Raw genomic sequence first — 15192 nt, forward strand, 5'->3', positions numbered from 1 at the left:
GACGTCGGGGTGCCACCAACGTCGTACAGATTTTAAACGGTCGTTTGCTTCACGGTGTGTCCCATGATAGGCATAATAGCGTCGTCGGGTCATCCTTACGATGGTCGACCCTCCCCAATGGTCGACTCGGCATGCGGGGATTGTTGCCAAGGCCCGGCCTGTGGCACATTGAAGGTACGCACCGAGCCCCTATCAAACGCTTGCATGAAACGCATAAGGGCATAGCGAAAAGTTCTCAATCGTGGTGTCCTCTCGGGACACGCGATGCGTAAATCGATGCGGTGCCCGTCACCGCCAACGTGTTGATGGTTCCTTCCTTACATTCAAGGTTCCCCAGATGAACCAAGCGAGGACAACATGAAAGTACTCGTCGCGGTCAAACGCGTCATCGACTACAACGTCAAGATCCGGGTCAAGCCGGATGGCAGCGACGTTGACTTGACCAACGTCAAGATGGCCATGAATCCCTTCTGCGAAATCTCCGTGGAAGAGGCGGTGCGCTTGAAGGAGAAGGGCGTGGCGACCGAGGTGGTGGCGGTGACCGTGGGGCCGAAGGCGGCGCAGGAACAGCTGCGCACGGCCCTGGCGCTGGGGGCCGATCGCGCCATCCACGTCGAGAGCGACGAGCGCGTTGAATCGCTGGGCGCGGCCAAGGCACTGGCCAAGGTGGTCGAGAAGGAAGCGCCGCAGCTGGTCATCCTCGGCAAGCAGGCGATCGACTCCGACAACAACCAGACCGGCCAGATGCTTGCCGCGCTGACCGGCATGGCCCAGGGCACCTTCGCCTCCGAGGTGGAAGTCGAAGGCGAGACCCTCAAGGTCATCCGCGAGATCGATGGCGGCCTGCAGACGGTGTCGCTGAAGCTGCCGGCGGTGGTTACTACCGACCTGCGCCTGAACGAGCCGCGCTACGCCAAGCTGCCTGACATCATGAAGGCCAAGAAGAAGCCGATGGACGTGATGACCCCGGCCGATCTGGGCGTCGAGGTGGCCAGCCGTCTCAAGCTGGTCAAGGTCGAGCCGCCGGCCGAGCGCCAGGGTGGCGTCAAGGTGGGCTCGGTGGACGAGCTGGTGGACAAACTGAAGAATGAAGCGAAGGTGATTTCATGAGCATTCTGGTTCTGGCAGAACACCACGACGGCCAGCTGGCCGACGCCACCGCCCACGTGGTGGCCGCCGCCCAGGCTATCGGTGGTGATATCGACGTGCTGGTCGCCGGTCAGGACGTAGCCGCCGTGGCCGAGGCCGCCGCCAAGCTGGATGGTGTCAGCAAGGTGCGTGTCGCCGACAGCGAGACCTTCGCTCACCTGCTGGCCGAGCCCACCGCCGACCTGCTGGTGGCCCTGGCCGACGACTATAGCCATGTGCTGGCGGCCGCCTCCACCACCGGCAAGAACGTGCTGCCGCGCCTGGCGGCACTGAAGGATGTGGCCCAGATCTCCGAGATCATCGCGGTGGAGAGCGCCGACACCTTCAAGCGTCCGATCTACGCCGGCAACGCCATCGCCACCGTCCAGAGCGAGGACGCGCTCAAGGTCATCACTGTGCGTTCCACCGCCTTCGACGCCGTCGGCCAGGGTGGCTCCGCCGCCATCGAACCGGTCGAGGCGAGCATCGACAACAGCCTGTCGAGCTTCGTCGGTGAAGAGCTGGCCAAGAGCGATCGTCCCGAGCTGGGGGCTGCCCGAGTGGTCATCTCCGGTGGTCGCGGCATGGGCAGCGGCGAGAACTTCAAGATCCTCGACAACATCGCCGACAAGCTGGGCGCCGCCATCGGTGCGTCTCGTGCGGCGGTGGATGCCGGCTTCGTGCCCAACGACATGCAGGTCGGCCAGACCGGCAAGATCGTGGCGCCGGACCTGTACATCGCCGTGGGCATCTCCGGTGCCATCCAGCACCTGGCCGGGATGAAGGACTCCAAGGTCATCGTTGCCATCAACAAGGACGAGGAGGCGCCGATCTTCCAGGTCGCCGACTACGGCCTGGTGGCCGATCTGTTCGAGGCCATTCCGGAACTCGACAGCAAGCTCTGAGTGCAAGATGTAGAAACGGCTGTGCCGGCAAGGCCGGCAACGCTGACAAACGCCGTGGCGGCCAACGCCACGGCGTTTTTATTGGTGGGTGTCTGGCATCGATGTGCATGGCCGCCAACCCCTCGCCAGGCGTGCCGATCCGCTGTCGGGCAGGGGCGTCGATGCGCTTGCCCGAGAGGTGTTGACAGCGATGAACTCGGGGTAGAGGCACCTTGCTCGCATTGATAACAATTCGTGTTTCGGGTACTGTCGTGGCATTTGACGCGGCGCCCCAAGGCGGCGCGAGAGCAGGTCGGAGGCCTTGGAATGGCGAACAAGCAGATCAACGGGCGGCCCGTCGCCGGGCCATCACAGGCTAGCCCCAGCGATGTGGTGACGGCTGGCGCAGCGGCAAGGAACAGCCTGCTGGGCGTCTCCTGTGCGCTGGCGCTGGCGCTGGGGCACAGCGGGGTAGCCCAGGCACAGAACACGGCGGACAATCTCGGCGATGAGGCCCTGGCGGCACAGACCACCCAGGCCGAGCTGCAGGCGCGGATCGACCAGGCCGACGACGAGGTGCGTCAGCGTATCGAGGCGCTGCGCCAGGCCGAGCAGGAGGCCCAGCGGCTTCAGTCCTACAACCAGGCGCTGGCCCCCCAGCTCGAGCAGCTCAAGGCGACCCTCGAGCAGCGCAGTCAGGGCATGGCGACCATGGCCGAGACCCGCGACGCCCTGCCGGGCCTGTTGAACGACATGACCCGCCGCCTCGACGCCTGGGTCGATCAGGACGTGCCATTCCTCCATGGCGAGCGCAAGGCCCGGGTGGCGTCGCTCGAGGCCTCCCTGGCCAACCCCGAGCTGACCGCAGCCGAGAAGCTCGAGCGGGTGCTGGCGGCCTGGCGTGCCGAGCTCGACTATGGGCGCGATCTCGATGCCTGGCGCGGCACCCTGGAAGAGGGAGATCAGACCCGCGAGGTCGACTTCCTGCGACTGGGACGCGTGGGCTGGTACTACCTGACCCCGGATGGCCAGAACGGTGGCGTATGGAACGACGGAGATTGGCAGTCGCTGTCCGCTGCCGAGCGCGACCAGGTGGAGAAGGGCCTGCAGATCGTGCGTGACCAGCGTGCACCGGAACTGCTGACGCTGCCGCTGACCCAACCGATCGAGGAGCGTTCCTGATGGTGTCTTTGACGGATTTCCCGGTGTCGCTGAACCGGCACAACTCGATGGGCAAGGGCCTCGCCCGCAGGCTGGTGCTGGGTGCCGCCGTGACCGCGCTGCTGGCCGCCGTTGCGCCTGCCGCCATGGCCCAGCAGGACAGCGATAGCGACAGCGTACTGTCGAGCTTCAAGCTGGAGCGAGAGGCCGCCGAGGCGCGTGATCAGGCGAGGTTGGCCGAGCTGGTGGAGGACAGTGACGCGCTGTCGGCCGCGCTCGAGGAGGCCGAGGCCCGTCGTGACGCCGCCCGGGAAGAGCGTGAGCGTCTGGAGGCCGAGATGGCCGAGGCGCGTCAGGCGCTGGACGAGATCGGTGCACAGCGTGATGCCGAGGGCGGCGACCTCAACGCGGTGTTCAGCGCGGTGGCCGGCACCAGTGGTGAACTGAGAGACGATCTCGGCCAGAGCCTGCTGACCCTGGGCGCCGACGTCGATTTGCCGCCGCGGCTGGACGACGACGCCATCCTGACCGTCGCCCAGATCGAGACCCTGGCCGACAGCCTGATGGGGCTGACCGCCGAGACCGGGCTGGTGCGTCGATTCGAGGCGCCGGTGGCCGCAGGCAGCGGTGAGGTCGCGCCACGTCAGGTGACCCGTGTGGGTGACCTGATGGCCTTTGGCGGCGGCCAGTTGCTCGAGCGGGTCGGCGAAGAAGGGCGGCTCTCCGCCCTCGAACACACCCCGGAGCGCGTCGGCGCTGTGCTCGACGCTTATCAGTCAGGCGATGGCCAGCTGCTGCCGGTGGATCCTGCCGACGGACGGGTGATCGAGGCGCTGTCGCGCCAGCCCACGCTGCTCGAGCGCTTCCATCAGGGCGGCGCGGTCGGCTATGTGGTGGTCGCCCTGGGCGCCCTGGGCCTTTTGATCGCCCTTGGCCAGTATCTGTACCTGCTGCGGGTCAGCATGACCACCCGTCGCCAGCTCGCCAACATGGATGAGCTGTCCAATGACAACCCCCTGGGCCGGGTGCTTCAGCGCTTCCACGCCTTTGGTGCAGGCCATGCTCCCGAAGCCCTGGAGGCACGTCTGGACGAGTCGATGCTGGCCGAGCAGCCGCGTCTCGAGCGCGGCCAGGCACTGGTCAAGATGCTCGCTGCGGTGGCGCCGCTGCTGGGCCTGCTGGGCACGGTGACCGGCATGATCGTGACCTTCCAGTCGATCACGGTGTTCGGCACCGGCGATCCCCAGTTGATGGCCGGCGGTATCAGTCAGGCGCTGGTGACCACGGTGCTGGGCCTGATCACCGCGGTACCGCTGCTGTTCGCCCATACCGCCATGTCGTCACGCTCGCGCGCCCTGATCGGCACCATGGAAGGCCGCGCCAGCGCGGTGCTGGCCGACCGTCTGGAAGCCGATCGCAAGGCGCTGCAGCCGGCCACCGACGCAAAGCAAGGAAGCAGGCGCCATGCCGATGCACCCCTGGCTTGATCCCCTCGTCCGGCTGATCGACGCCGGCGGGCCGGTGCTGGTGGTGATCGCCGTGGTGGCCATGCTGCTGTTCTCGGTGGGGCTCGAGCGCTGGTGGTTCTTTCGCTTCCACTATCGCCCGGCCCGGGCCGAACTGATGCGCCGCTGGGTCGAGCGGCCCGACCACCAGAGCTGGAGTGCCCGCACCCTGCGCGAGGTCTGGGTAACGGAGCTGATCAGGCGCCTGCGTGGCCCCTTGCCCTGGTTGAAGCTTTTGGTCGTGATCTGCCCGCTGCTCGGGCTGCTCGGCACCGTGACCGGCATGATCACGGTATTCGACAGCCTGTCCATGGCCGACAGCAACCAGGCCCGCGCCATGGCCGACGGCGTCGCCCGGGCCACCTTGCCGACCCTGACCGGGATGGCGGTGTCGGTGGTGGGGCTTCTGTTCATTACACGGCTTGAACATATCATTCGGCGCGAGGATCAGCGGCTGCACGACCGCCTTGCCCGCGCCGCGGAGGATGCACATGCGTAGACGTCGACTGTCCGCCGGCGCCGAAGAGGCCAGCGAGGTCAACCTGACCCCGATGCTGGACGTGGTCTTCATCATGCTGATCTTCTTCATCGTGACCACCAGCTTCATCAAGGAGAGCGGGGTAGAGATCGAGCGGCCCGAGTCCAGCGCCGCCTCTTCCCGTCCCGACGTCCAGGTGCTGGTGGCGATCACACCGGAAGGCGCCTTGTGGGTGGACGGTGAGCCGGTGGACATCCATCGCGTCGGCACCACCGTCGCCGGCATGCTCTCCGAGGATGGCTCGGTGGTGATCCAGGCCGATCGCAACGCCGCCACCGGGGTGCTGATCGAGACCATGGACCGGCTGCGCGACGCCGGTGTCGAAAAGGTTGCCGTCGCCGCCGAAAGGAGCTCCGACGCATGAGGCGAGTGGTCTCTCTGGCGGCGGGTAGCCTGCTGACCCTGGTACTGTTCGCCCTGCTGGCGCTGCTGGTGGTGCCACCGGAGGCCGAGCCTGAGCTGCGCGAGGAAATCACTCTGAGCCTGGCCGAGGCGGTGGCGCCCCAGGCCGAGGCCCCGGCGGAGGCCTCCGCTGCTTCGGCATCGGCGCCGCCACCTCCACCGCCGGTGGCCGCCGCGCCGCCGCCGCCGAGCCCGGCCCAGACCGCTGTCAGCGAGATCCAGTTGCCGGACCCCGAGGTGGTACCGCCGCCACGAGAGCCCAAGGCGCTGGACAGCGCCTTGCCGGAGCTGACCGAGACGCCGCCAGAACCTGAACCTGAGCCCGAACCGAAACCCCGGCCGGAGCCGACGCCGCAGCCTGAGCCCGCACCGCAGCCCGAGCCCGCACCGCAGCCCGAGCCCGCACCACAGCCAACGCCAGCGCCCAGCGTGGCCACCAATGCGACCAGCAACACGGGCAGCGCCAGTGCGGCGGGGGCCGGCGCCGCCGCGCCTGCCTCCAACGAGCCGGTGGACGTGGGCACCTCGGCCCGGGCCACGCGCAAGGTGCCGCCGGAGTACCCGCGCCGGGCCCAGCGTCGTGGGCTCGAGGGCTATGTGGTGATGCAATTTATCATCCGCGCCGACGGCAGCGTCGATCGCGGCAGCATTCAGGTACTCGAGGCCAGCCCCCGCCGGGTATTCGAGGACGCTGCGCGTCAGGCCATCGCCGGCTGGCGCTTCGAGGCGGCGTCAGGGCTTCGGCGGGCGCGTCAACGACTCGAGTTCCAGTTGAGATAGATGTCGAGATAGCCACACAAGGGGTCGATCGCCATGGCAGTACTGTTGAAGACCACCCCGCTGGGGCGCTACCTGCAAGGCACTGGTGCCGCCTTGGCGCTGGGCCTGATGGCGGGTCTGGCCGGCGCGCTGGCAAGTCCTGCGGCAAGCGCCGCGCCGACCCTGTCCGGTGGCATCATCGCCGACCTCAAGGGCCTCGAGCAGCGCCTGGCCGACGACCCGGCAGGGGTCGAGGCCAAGGCCGAGAGCCAGGCCGAGCGGCTCACCGGAGGCAACGCCTCGGACCGCTGGGCCAGGGCGCTCTACCTGCAGCTTGCCGCCGGGGCGGCGTCGGCCCAGAACCGGCCCGAGGAGGCGGCCGATCACCTGGCCAGCGCCCGCCGGATCGATGGGGTCGAGCAGGCCCAGCGAGATCGCTGGCTGCGCCAGGAGATTGAACAGCGCATCCAGGCGCAGCAACGTCAGCAGGCGCGGGCGCTGCTGGAGGACTGGCTGTTACGCCACGAGGATGTCGAGGCACTTTGGACCCTGGCCGAGCTGGCGGCCGCCGACGAGGACTGGGAGGCCGCCGCCGATGGGGTCGAACGGGCCAAGGCGGCGGACCCGCAGCCGAGTCAGGCGCGGCTCGATTTCGCCGGTGGCGTGATGCACAAGAGCGGTCGTCTCGATCAGGCCCTGGCGGCCCTGGAGGCGCGGCTTGCCACCGATCCTGCTGATGCCGATGCCTGGCGCCGGGCCGCGGCCATGGCCCAGCGCCTGGGTGATCCGGTCCGGGCCGCGGCGCTGTGGGAGGCCGGCTGGCGTCAGGGCGCCCTGTCCGGCAACGATGACCTTGAACGTCGCATCGAGCTCCACCTGGCCGCCGGTACCCCCGCACGCGCCGCCGAGCTGCTCGAACGGGCGCTGGCGGAAGGCGTCCTCGAGGATAGCGAGCAACGTCGCCGGTTGCTGGCCGAGGCCTGGTTTCAGGCTCGCGACCATGACCAGGCGCTGCACGCCTGGCAGACTCTTGCCGAGCGTTCCGACGCTGGCTCGGACTGGCTCCGGTTGGGACAGATTGCCGCAGGCTGGGGCCGCGAGCAGACCGCGCGCGAGGCATTGAACCGCGCACTCGCCAAGGGCGAAGACGAGGCGAAAACCTGGCTGGGCGCGCTGTCCGCGGGCTCGCAGACGGGGCAGGGCGCGGCCGCTGAACCTGGCGCTGGCGCCACGGATTCACCTCGACCCTCCGATGAGGGCGCTGGCTGAGGCGGCTCGCTGCCTTGTGGCAAAAATGACCCTCAGCGTAGAATTCGCCCCATGAAGAATTCCAGAAGCCTTATATTGCTGGTCATCGTTCCCGCGGTGGCCGTGGTGCTGCTCGGGGCGGCCATCTTTGGCTCCCAGGCGATGTCCGACAGCCGTCTGGACGATGACGCGCGCGCCGCCCTGGCGGCGTCCCTTCAGACCTCGGCACCGATCGAGCTCGCCAACTTGCAGGAGGTGCGCTACGGCTATGGCGTGTGCGGCTCCTATCGCCTGGCATCTGACGAAGGCTTTGCCTCCTTCTATCTTGATACCCAGAGCGGCGAGGTGGAGCTGGACGTCAACTCCCGTCGTTTCAATACCCACTGTGGCCTGTCGGCGCTGTGCTGATGGTTTCCATCGACGGTGACCGGTGTTGGTTGGCGGTTGACGACTGACCCACCTTCGTCGACACAGGCTCGTGCCGGCACTTTCTCAAGGAGACGTTTTCATGCGCATGTTCAAGGGCACCCTGGTTGCCGGATTGCTGTCGCTGCTGGCGACTACCCCGGTGCTTGCCGCCGAGCTAGAGATCAGCGACGCAAGGCTGCGCATGCTGCCCGGCGACCGCCCTGGCGCCGGTTACTTCAAGCTCTACAATGCGGGCGACGAGCCGGCAGCGGTGGTCGGAGCAGAGACCGACGCCTACGCCTCGGTGGAGCTGCACATGAGCATGGAGGAAGACGGCATGGCCATGATGCACGGCGTCGAGCGCTTCGAAGTGCCCCCCGGCGAGACCCGCGAGTTCGCCCCCCAGGGTTATCACCTGATGTTCATGAAGCCGCAACAGTCGCTGAACGTTGGCGATGAAGTCGAGGTCCGCCTGATCCTCGAAGGGGACGAGCGCGTCGAGACGACCTTCGAGGTGGTCTCGCCGGCGGCGCTGTAACGACGGTCTTGAGACAGCTTAGACAGCTGAGACAGTTAGGTCGGCAAAGTGATGTCGAGAGAACGGTGTCGGGAGCAGGGGCTGCAAAGTAGAGCCCAGTCAACGGCCCATGAAATGAAAGCTACGAGGTTGGCAATGCGACAGGGCAGGACCGGCGGCAATGGCAAGGTGCAGAGAAGGGGAGCTGGTGCGAGCCAGGCATTCGCCAGGGCTGGTGCGGCACTGCTGCTGACGGCTACGCTGTTTGCCCTTGCCGGCTGCGAGGACGTCAACTGGCGTGGCACCGACATCTCCGACGCCATGCCGGCGCTGGACTTCGAACTGATCGACGAGAACGGCCAGCAGGTCGATGAGGGTGACTACGCCGGCAAGACGACACTGGTCTACTTTGGCTTCACCCACTGCCCGGACGTCTGTCCCACCGCGCTGGCGCGGCTGTCAGCGGCGATTCGGGAACTCGACGAGCCCACCCGCGACGCCGTCCGGGTGCTGTTCGTCTCGGTGGATCCCGAGCGCGACAGCCCCGAGGTGCTCGACGCCTATACCGAAGCCTTTGGGCCGCGCTTTATCGGCCTGACCGGCGACAAGGCGGCCCTCGACGCGGTCACCAACCGCTACCGCGTCAGCTATCGTCTAGGCGAACCCGAGGCCGACGGCAGCTACGACGTCGATCATTCCAGCGCCATCTTCGCCTTCGATTCTGGCGGCGACGCCCGTCTGTTGATGCGTGACACCGACCCGGTGGACTCCATCGCCGCAGACATCCGAAGGCTGGTGGAGAAGGGGTAGGCGAGCGTCGACAGCGGATCAGCGCATCGCTTCCCAGTCGTCGGCGTCCACCGCCGGGTCGAAGGGCGTATCGTAGCGAAGGACGCTGCCCCGCAATTGCTCGAGGTCGGCAAGAACGGCGGCATCGTCGGGACAGTAGCGACGCATCTCGACGCCAGGGTGTCCGCGCTCGTCGGTGACGATGACCGAGTCTCCGGTGGTTTCCACCTGGCGAAGGATGTGCATCGCGTGCGTCTTGAAGTGGGACTTCGATACCATTTTCTTCATCGGGTCGCCCCTTCGGCCTTGTCGTGAGCAAGCTCGGCGTCGCGATGGGTTCTCGACCATCTCTCGGGCGGCTCTCGATCGGTTCTCAATCGGCTCTCAAGCGGTTCTCGATCGGTTCTCGATCGGCGCTAGGCCCGTTACAGATGAAATCTGTCTTCATCGACGATAACGCTGGGCCTCTCTTGCAGGAGATCCTCGTCGGCCCTCGGCAGGTCGCGCAGGGAGCGCCAGGATGGCCGAACGGGGCGCAGCGTGATCACGTCTCCTTCCTTGGTGATCGCCAGTTCCCCAAGACCTTCATAGGTCATGTCGGCGGGAAGCTCGATGGTCTGCTTCTTGCCGTTCTGCTTCTTGCCGTTCTGGATGATTTTCACGGTACGCATGTTGCACCTCCTGCATGTGCGCTACCTGGGCAACGGTAGTCTCCTTGCAGGCCACTGCAAAGCAGATACCTTGCTTTATGGCGCAAGCCAAGGGGCACCTGGCGGACCGCTAGTGTGAACGGCGGTTTCGACAGAAGTGAACGGTGGCGAAGGGATCGGTCGGTTCGAGAGCTGGCTTGTGCAGGAGGGGCATCAGGAGAGGTGCATTAGACGATACCAGCGATATCAGCAAACGAGGGTCCTTGGATCAAGCGACCGCTGGTGCTGGTTCAGGGCGCTGGTTCAAGCCTCGGGTTTGAACACAAGGGCCGGCCGGTGGGCGGCCCTTGTTGCTGTTCGGGTGTCGAGACGGGGAGGGTGGCGCTAAAGATCCAGTTCGGTCCACACCGGGGCGTGGTCCGAGGGCTTTTCCATGGCGCGCAGGTCGTAGTCGATGCCGGCGTCGGTGACGCGCTCGGACAGCGATGCCGTGGTCAGGATATGGTCGATGCGAAGGCCCCGCTTGGGTTCGCGATCGAAGCCCTTCGAGCGATAGTCGAACCAGCTGAAGCGATCGTCCACCTCGGGGTAGAGGCGGCGATAGCTGTCCTCGAGGCCCCAGGCCTTGATGCCATCCAGCCATTCGCGCTCGATCGGCTGAAAGCTGGTCTTGCCTTCGCGCAGCCAGCGTTTGCGGCTGGCCTCGCCGATGCCGATATCGATGTCGGCGGGCGAGATGTTGAAGTCGCCCATCACGGCCAGGCGTTCGCTGGGGGAGTGGTCCTCGTCGAGCAGGCGCTGGAGCTGGGCGTAGAAGGCGCGCTTGTGGGGAAACTTGGTCGGGTGCTCGATGTTCTCGCCCTGGGGGAAATAGCCGTTGTAGACCCATACAGGCTCGCCGTCGGCGGCGCGCAGACGCACGCCGATCATGCGGCGCTGGGCGTCTTCACCGTTGTCGGGAAAGCCATAGCGAACCTCCTCCGGGGCCTCGCGGGTCAGCATGGCGACGCCGTAGTGACCCTTCTGGCCATGGAAGTGCACCTGGTAGCCCATGGCTTCCACCGCCTCGCGGGGGAATTCACTGTCCTGGACCTTGGTTTCCTGCAAACCGATCAGGTCGGGCTGGTGGGAGGCGATCAGCGCCTCGAGCTGGTGCAGGCGTGCGCGGATGCCGTTGATGTTGAAGCACACCAGGCGCATTACTGCTCTCCCTTGTTGCTGTCGCTGTTACTGCTGTCCGGCCCCTTGCCTTCGGGGTGAATCTCGATCGACGGGGCGGCGCGCATGCGCTCCAGCCGGCGTGCGGCCTGGGCCTTGCGCTGCTGGCGCTTCTTGGCGGAGAAGCGCCGTGATGAGGTGACCTCATCGGGATTTTCGTGGCGCCACTGCTTGTAGTCCTTGCGCCGACCGGTACGGATGGTCACCTTGTCGGCCAGGGAACGGGTCTTCTTGCGGCGTGTCATGACGCGGGGCTCCTGTATTCAATGGGCACATTCTATCAGTGCGGGGCCGCCAGGACAGCCGCTAGACACGATTCGATGCGCATCGGGCAAGCCCAAACGGCCAGACGCTGGTACAATACCCGGCTTGAGGAAACTCGAGGGGGCCCTGTGCCGTTGCCTCGACGCTTTCCGCTTTCCTTCAACTTCTCTTCGAGACGGACACACAGCACAGCCTATGAGCGAGTCGGAACAGACCACCGCACCGGCCGAGAGCCGCAAGCCCAAGCGTCGTCGCCGCAAGCCGAGGCGCCGCCAGTCCAACTGGGATCTGCGCCAGTTTCAGGTGCCCGCCGTGGCGGGCAAGTGGCGGTTCCACGACTTCGATCTGCCGCTGCCGCTGATGCGCGCCATCCATGCGCTCGGGTTCGAGTACTGCACGCCGATTCAGGCCGAGGCCCTCACCCACACCCTGATGGGTGGAGACGTGGTGGGCAAGGCCCAGACCGGTACCGGCAAGACCGCCGCCTTCCTGATTTCCATGATGGCCTACTTCCTCGAGGAGGAGGTGCCGGATGGCCAGAAGCCGGGGACGCCGCGCGCACTGATCGTGGCGCCGACCCGCGAGCTTGCCTTGCAGATCGAGAAGGACGCCAAGGCCCTGGCGCGCTTCACCTCGCTCAAGGTGACCAGCGTCGTCGGTGGCATGGACTACCAGAAGCAGCGCGAGGGGCTTGCCGGCAACGTCGATATCCTGGTGGCCACTCCGGGCCGCCTTCTGGACTTCCAGCAGAAGCGAGACATCGACCTCGGTCAGGTCGAGGTGTTGGTGCTGGACGAGGCCGATCGCATGCTGTCGATGGGCTTCATTCCCGACGTCAAGCGCATCATCCGCTACACGCCGAAGACCGAAGAGCGGCAGACCTTCCTGTTCTCCGCGACCTTCACCGAGGACATCCTCAACCTGGCCAGCCAGTGGACCCATCAGCCGGCCCACGTCGAGATCGCGGTCACCGTGGATAACGCCGCCGATATCGATCAGCGGGTGTACATGGTGGGCGACGAAGACAAGCAGCGACTGCTGGTCAACCTGCTGCAGCAGGAGTCGTTCGACCGGGTGATGGTGTTCGGCAATCGCCGCGATCTGGTGCGCAAGCTGCTGGACCTGCTGAAGAAGGCCGACATCAATGTGGCCATGCTGTCCGGCGATGTGCCGCAGAACCAGCGCATCCGCACCCTGGAGCAGTTCCGCGAGGGCGAGATTCAGGTGCTGGTGGCCACCGACGTGGCCGGCCGTGGCATCCATATCGAGGACGTCAGCCACGTGATCAACTACACCCTGCCCGAGGATCCGGAGGACTACGTCCACCGCATCGGGCGCACCGGCCGTGCCGGCGCCAAGGGCGTGTCGATCAGCTTCGTGGGTGAAGAAGACGCCTTCTCGCTGCCCGAGATCGAGCGCTTCATCGGCGATAAGCTGCCCTGCGAGCATCCGCCGGAAGGGCTTCTGTAAGCCCGTCAGGCGTTTGACGCTTGTACGCAGTCAGGGCCGGCCCAGCGCCGGCCCTTTGCGTCTCTCCCCCTTGTCCTTTTTTTCAATTGTCGTGGACCCGCCATGCTAGACGACGCCCTCAAGAGCGAGATTCAAAGCGCCTATCGTCGGGTGCTGGAGGCGCTGGAGCTGACCCCGCGCTACGGCCAGCGGCTGATGATCGCCGAGATCTCCCGCACCCTGGCCGGCATCGAGACCGACGAGGATGGCAAGCGGGTGAGCGATGAGCACGTCTGCGTGCTGGAGGCGGGCACAGGTACCGGCAAGACCCTGGCCTACCTGCTGGCGGCGTTGCCGGTGGCCAAGGCGCGCGGCAAGCGCCTGGTGCTGGCCACCGCCACGGTGGCGCTGCAGGAGCAGGTGCTGCACCAGGACCTGCCGTCGCTGAAGGCCCACAGCGGACTGTCCTTCGACTTTGCCCTGGCCAAGGGGCGCGGGCGCTATGTGTGCGTGGCCAAGCTCGACGCGGCCATGGACGGCGCCGAGGAAAACCCGACCCTGTCGCTGTTCGAGCAGAGCCTGGACGCCGCCACCGGCGATGACTTCAAGGCGCTGGTGGCCGCCATGGGGGATGCCTACGGCAACGGTCGCTGGGAAGGGGATCGCGATAGCTGGGGCGAAGCCATCGACGATAGCCATTGGCGGCGACTGACGGTGGATCACCGCCAGTGCACCAATCGCCGCTGCGGGCACTTCGGTGCCTGTGCCTTCTTTCGTGCTCGGCGCGACCTGGATCAGGCCGACGTCATCGTCGCCAACCATGATCTGGTGCTGGCGGATCTGGCGCTCGGCGGCGGCCTGGTGCTGCCCGACCCTGCCGACTGTATCTACGTCTTCGACGAGGGCCACCACCTGCCGGACAAGGCGATCTCCCACTTTACCCATCGCTTCAGCGTGGGCGGCGGGCTGCGCTGGCTGAGAAACCTCAGGGGCTCGCTGACCGAGCTGAATACGGCCCTGGGCGTGCAGCCGACCCTGGCGCGACTGCTGGGCGCGCTGCCCACCGCGATGGAAGCGCTGGAGCCACGCCTGGGCGAGGTGTTTGCGCTGGGCCACCAGCTGGCCGAGCGGCCCCATGGGCTCAACGACGACGAGGACGGTGCTCAGCACCGCTTCGAGATGGGGCGTGTGCCCGAGGCCCTGCGGGCCCAGGCCGAGGCGCTGGTGGTGCCCTTCGCCGAGCTCTGCCGTCTGCTCGAGTCGATGACCGACATCCTGCGCGAGAGCCTGGACCCGGAGAAGTCCACCGGCCTTGCCCGGGAGCAGGCCGAGGCCTGGCTGCCGCTGCTGGCGCTGCTGCACGGCCGGGCGCTGGAGGCCCACGCCCTGTGGCAGGCCTTTGCCGAGGGCGATCCGGCGGACGCGCCGCCGCGGGCACGCTGGCTGACCCTGGAGCGCTTCCAGGGCGAGCCGGAGCTGATCTTCTCGGCCAGTCCGGTATCTGCCGCCCACACCCTGGCGCGTTCGTTGTGGGGGCGCTGTCACGGCGCCGTGGTGACCTCGGCCACCCTGACCGCCCTGGGCCGTTTCGAGCGCCTGCAGGAGAGGGCGGGGCTGGCCAACCGCTATCGCTACCAGCGTCTGCCGAGTCCCTTCGACTATTCCCGAGCGGTGCTCAGCGTGCCCCGGGAGGCGGTGGACCCCGCCGACCGTGACGGCCACGAGCGGGCCATCGTCGACTTCGTCCAGGCTCTCGACGACAAGGAAGCGGTGCTGGTGCTGTTCTCGTCCCGGGCCCAGCTGCGCGGGGTGGAGAAGGCCCTGTCGCGGGAGCGTCGAGAGCGAGTGCTGGCCCAGGACCGTCTGCCCAAGCGTGAGCTGGTCAGCCGCCATCGCCAGCGTATCGACGCCGGCGAGGGCAGCATCCTGTTCGGTCTGGCGAGCTTCGCGGAGGGCATCGACCTGCCCGGCGACTACCTGACCCACGTGGTGATCACGCGGCTGCCGTTCGCCGTGCCGGACGACCCGGTGGGAGCGACGCTGGCGGAATGGATCGAGAGCCAGGGCGGCAACCCGTTCATGCGCATCAGCGTGCCGGATGCCTCGATCAAGCTGGTCCAGGCCTGTGGCCGGTTGATCCGCAAGGAGGCCGACCGTGGCCGCATCACCTTGCTGGATCGCCGCGTGCTGACCCGTCGCTACGGCCGCGCGCTACTCGACGCATTACCGCCCTTCGTGCGCGAGATCGACGGTGTAAGCCAGGGCGGCTGAG

17 protein-coding genes are annotated in these 15192 nt (G+C 66.8%); 13 read left to right on the forward strand and 4 right to left on the reverse strand.

From position 1 onward, the window contains the following. The first annotated feature begins 357 nt into the window (after positions 1-357). The 11 genes from EBB56_RS11035 (at position 358) to EBB56_RS11085 (ending at position 9360) form a co-directional block, all read left to right on the forward strand. The gene (locus EBB56_RS11035) at positions 358-1110 is read left to right on the forward strand and encodes an electron transfer flavoprotein subunit beta/FixA family protein (RefSeq protein WP_124804372.1); all 753 of its coding nucleotides are present in this window, start codon (positions 358-360) and stop codon (positions 1108-1110) included. Beyond that, positions 1107-2033, forward strand: coding sequence for an electron transfer flavoprotein subunit alpha/FixB family protein (locus EBB56_RS11040; RefSeq protein WP_045993417.1), 927 nt, complete (start codon positions 1107-1109; stop codon positions 2031-2033). Before EBB56_RS11035 ends, EBB56_RS11040 begins: the two co-directional genes overlap by 4 nt. Before the next feature lie 306 nt (positions 2034-2339). Continuing rightward, positions 2340-3194, forward strand: coding sequence for a DUF3450 domain-containing protein (locus tag EBB56_RS11045; RefSeq protein ID WP_124804373.1), 855 nt, complete (start codon positions 2340-2342; stop codon positions 3192-3194). After that, entirely contained in the window at positions 3194-4660 is a 1467-nt protein-coding gene (locus tag EBB56_RS11050; RefSeq protein ID WP_260425334.1) for a MotA/TolQ/ExbB proton channel family protein, read from the forward strand. Before EBB56_RS11045 ends, EBB56_RS11050 begins: the two co-directional genes overlap by 1 nt. Then, positions 4638-5177, forward strand: a complete 540-nt coding sequence (locus EBB56_RS11055; RefSeq protein WP_045993418.1) for a MotA/TolQ/ExbB proton channel family protein — start codon at positions 4638-4640, stop codon at positions 5175-5177. The genes EBB56_RS11050 and EBB56_RS11055 overlap by 23 nt, the downstream gene beginning before the upstream one ends. Continuing rightward, complete coding sequence (locus tag EBB56_RS11060) at positions 5170-5580, forward strand: biopolymer transporter ExbD (RefSeq protein WP_045993419.1); 411 nt, start codon at positions 5170-5172, stop codon at positions 5578-5580. Before EBB56_RS11055 ends, EBB56_RS11060 begins: the two co-directional genes overlap by 8 nt. Next, entirely contained in the window at positions 5577-6398 is an 822-nt protein-coding gene (locus tag EBB56_RS11065; protein WP_108447688.1) for an energy transducer TonB, read from the forward strand. Before EBB56_RS11060 ends, EBB56_RS11065 begins: the two co-directional genes overlap by 4 nt. A gap of 33 nt (positions 6399-6431) precedes the next feature. Next, on the forward strand, positions 6432-7646 hold the full coding sequence (locus EBB56_RS11070) for a lipopolysaccharide assembly protein LapB (RefSeq protein ID WP_185696419.1): 1215 nt from the start codon (positions 6432-6434) through the stop codon (positions 7644-7646). A 51-nt stretch (positions 7647-7697) separates the two neighbouring features. Then, positions 7698-8033: a hypothetical protein gene (locus tag EBB56_RS11075; protein WP_045993471.1), complete on the forward strand. Its 336-nt coding sequence runs from the start codon at positions 7698-7700 to the stop codon at positions 8031-8033. Positions 8034-8133: 100 nt separating this feature from the next. After that, positions 8134-8571 (forward strand): copper chaperone PCu(A)C, encoded by a 438-nt coding sequence (locus EBB56_RS11080; RefSeq protein ID WP_124804374.1) that lies wholly within the window; start codon positions 8134-8136, stop codon positions 8569-8571. A 135-nt stretch (positions 8572-8706) separates the two neighbouring features. After that, entirely contained in the window at positions 8707-9360 is a 654-nt protein-coding gene (locus EBB56_RS11085; RefSeq protein WP_311767532.1) for an SCO family protein, read from the forward strand. A gap of 18 nt (positions 9361-9378) precedes the next feature. Here EBB56_RS11085 and EBB56_RS11090 read toward each other — a convergent pair whose 3' ends face one another. From EBB56_RS11090 to EBB56_RS11105, 4 genes are all read right to left on the reverse strand, one after another. After that, entirely contained in the window at positions 9379-9585 is a 207-nt protein-coding gene (locus EBB56_RS11090; protein ID WP_260425335.1) for a type II toxin-antitoxin system Phd/YefM family antitoxin, read from the reverse strand. A gap of 179 nt (positions 9586-9764) precedes the next feature. Further along, a complete protein-coding gene (locus EBB56_RS11095) occupies positions 9765-10010 on the reverse strand; it encodes an AbrB family transcriptional regulator (RefSeq protein WP_124804376.1) in 246 nt (81 codons plus the stop codon). 363 nt (positions 10011-10373) lie between these two features. Beyond that, positions 10374-11189 carry an exodeoxyribonuclease III gene (xthA, locus tag EBB56_RS11100; RefSeq protein ID WP_124804377.1) on the reverse strand — a complete coding sequence of 272 codons (816 nt, stop codon included), beginning with the start codon at positions 11187-11189 and terminating at the stop codon, positions 10374-10376. After that, positions 11189-11452, reverse strand: coding sequence for a hypothetical protein (locus EBB56_RS11105; protein ID WP_045993474.1), 264 nt, complete (start codon positions 11450-11452; stop codon positions 11189-11191). The genes xthA and EBB56_RS11105 overlap by 1 nt, the downstream gene beginning before the upstream one ends. Positions 11453-11666: 214 nt before the next feature. Here EBB56_RS11105 and rhlB point away from each other — a divergent pair, with 214 nt between their 5' ends. After that, positions 11667-12941 (forward strand): ATP-dependent RNA helicase RhlB, encoded by a 1275-nt coding sequence (rhlB, locus tag EBB56_RS11110; RefSeq protein ID WP_124804378.1) that lies wholly within the window; start codon positions 11667-11669, stop codon positions 12939-12941. A 102-nt stretch (positions 12942-13043) separates the two neighbouring features. Next, positions 13044-15191, forward strand: a complete 2148-nt coding sequence (gene dinG / locus EBB56_RS11115) for an ATP-dependent DNA helicase DinG (protein WP_124804379.1) — start codon at positions 13044-13046, stop codon at positions 15189-15191. Position 15192: the final 1 nt, after the last annotated feature.

The organism is Halomonas sp. YLB-10, from assembly GCF_003856855.1.
GTDB classification, from domain to species: Bacteria; Pseudomonadota; Gammaproteobacteria; order Pseudomonadales; family Halomonadaceae; genus Halomonas; species Halomonas litopenaei.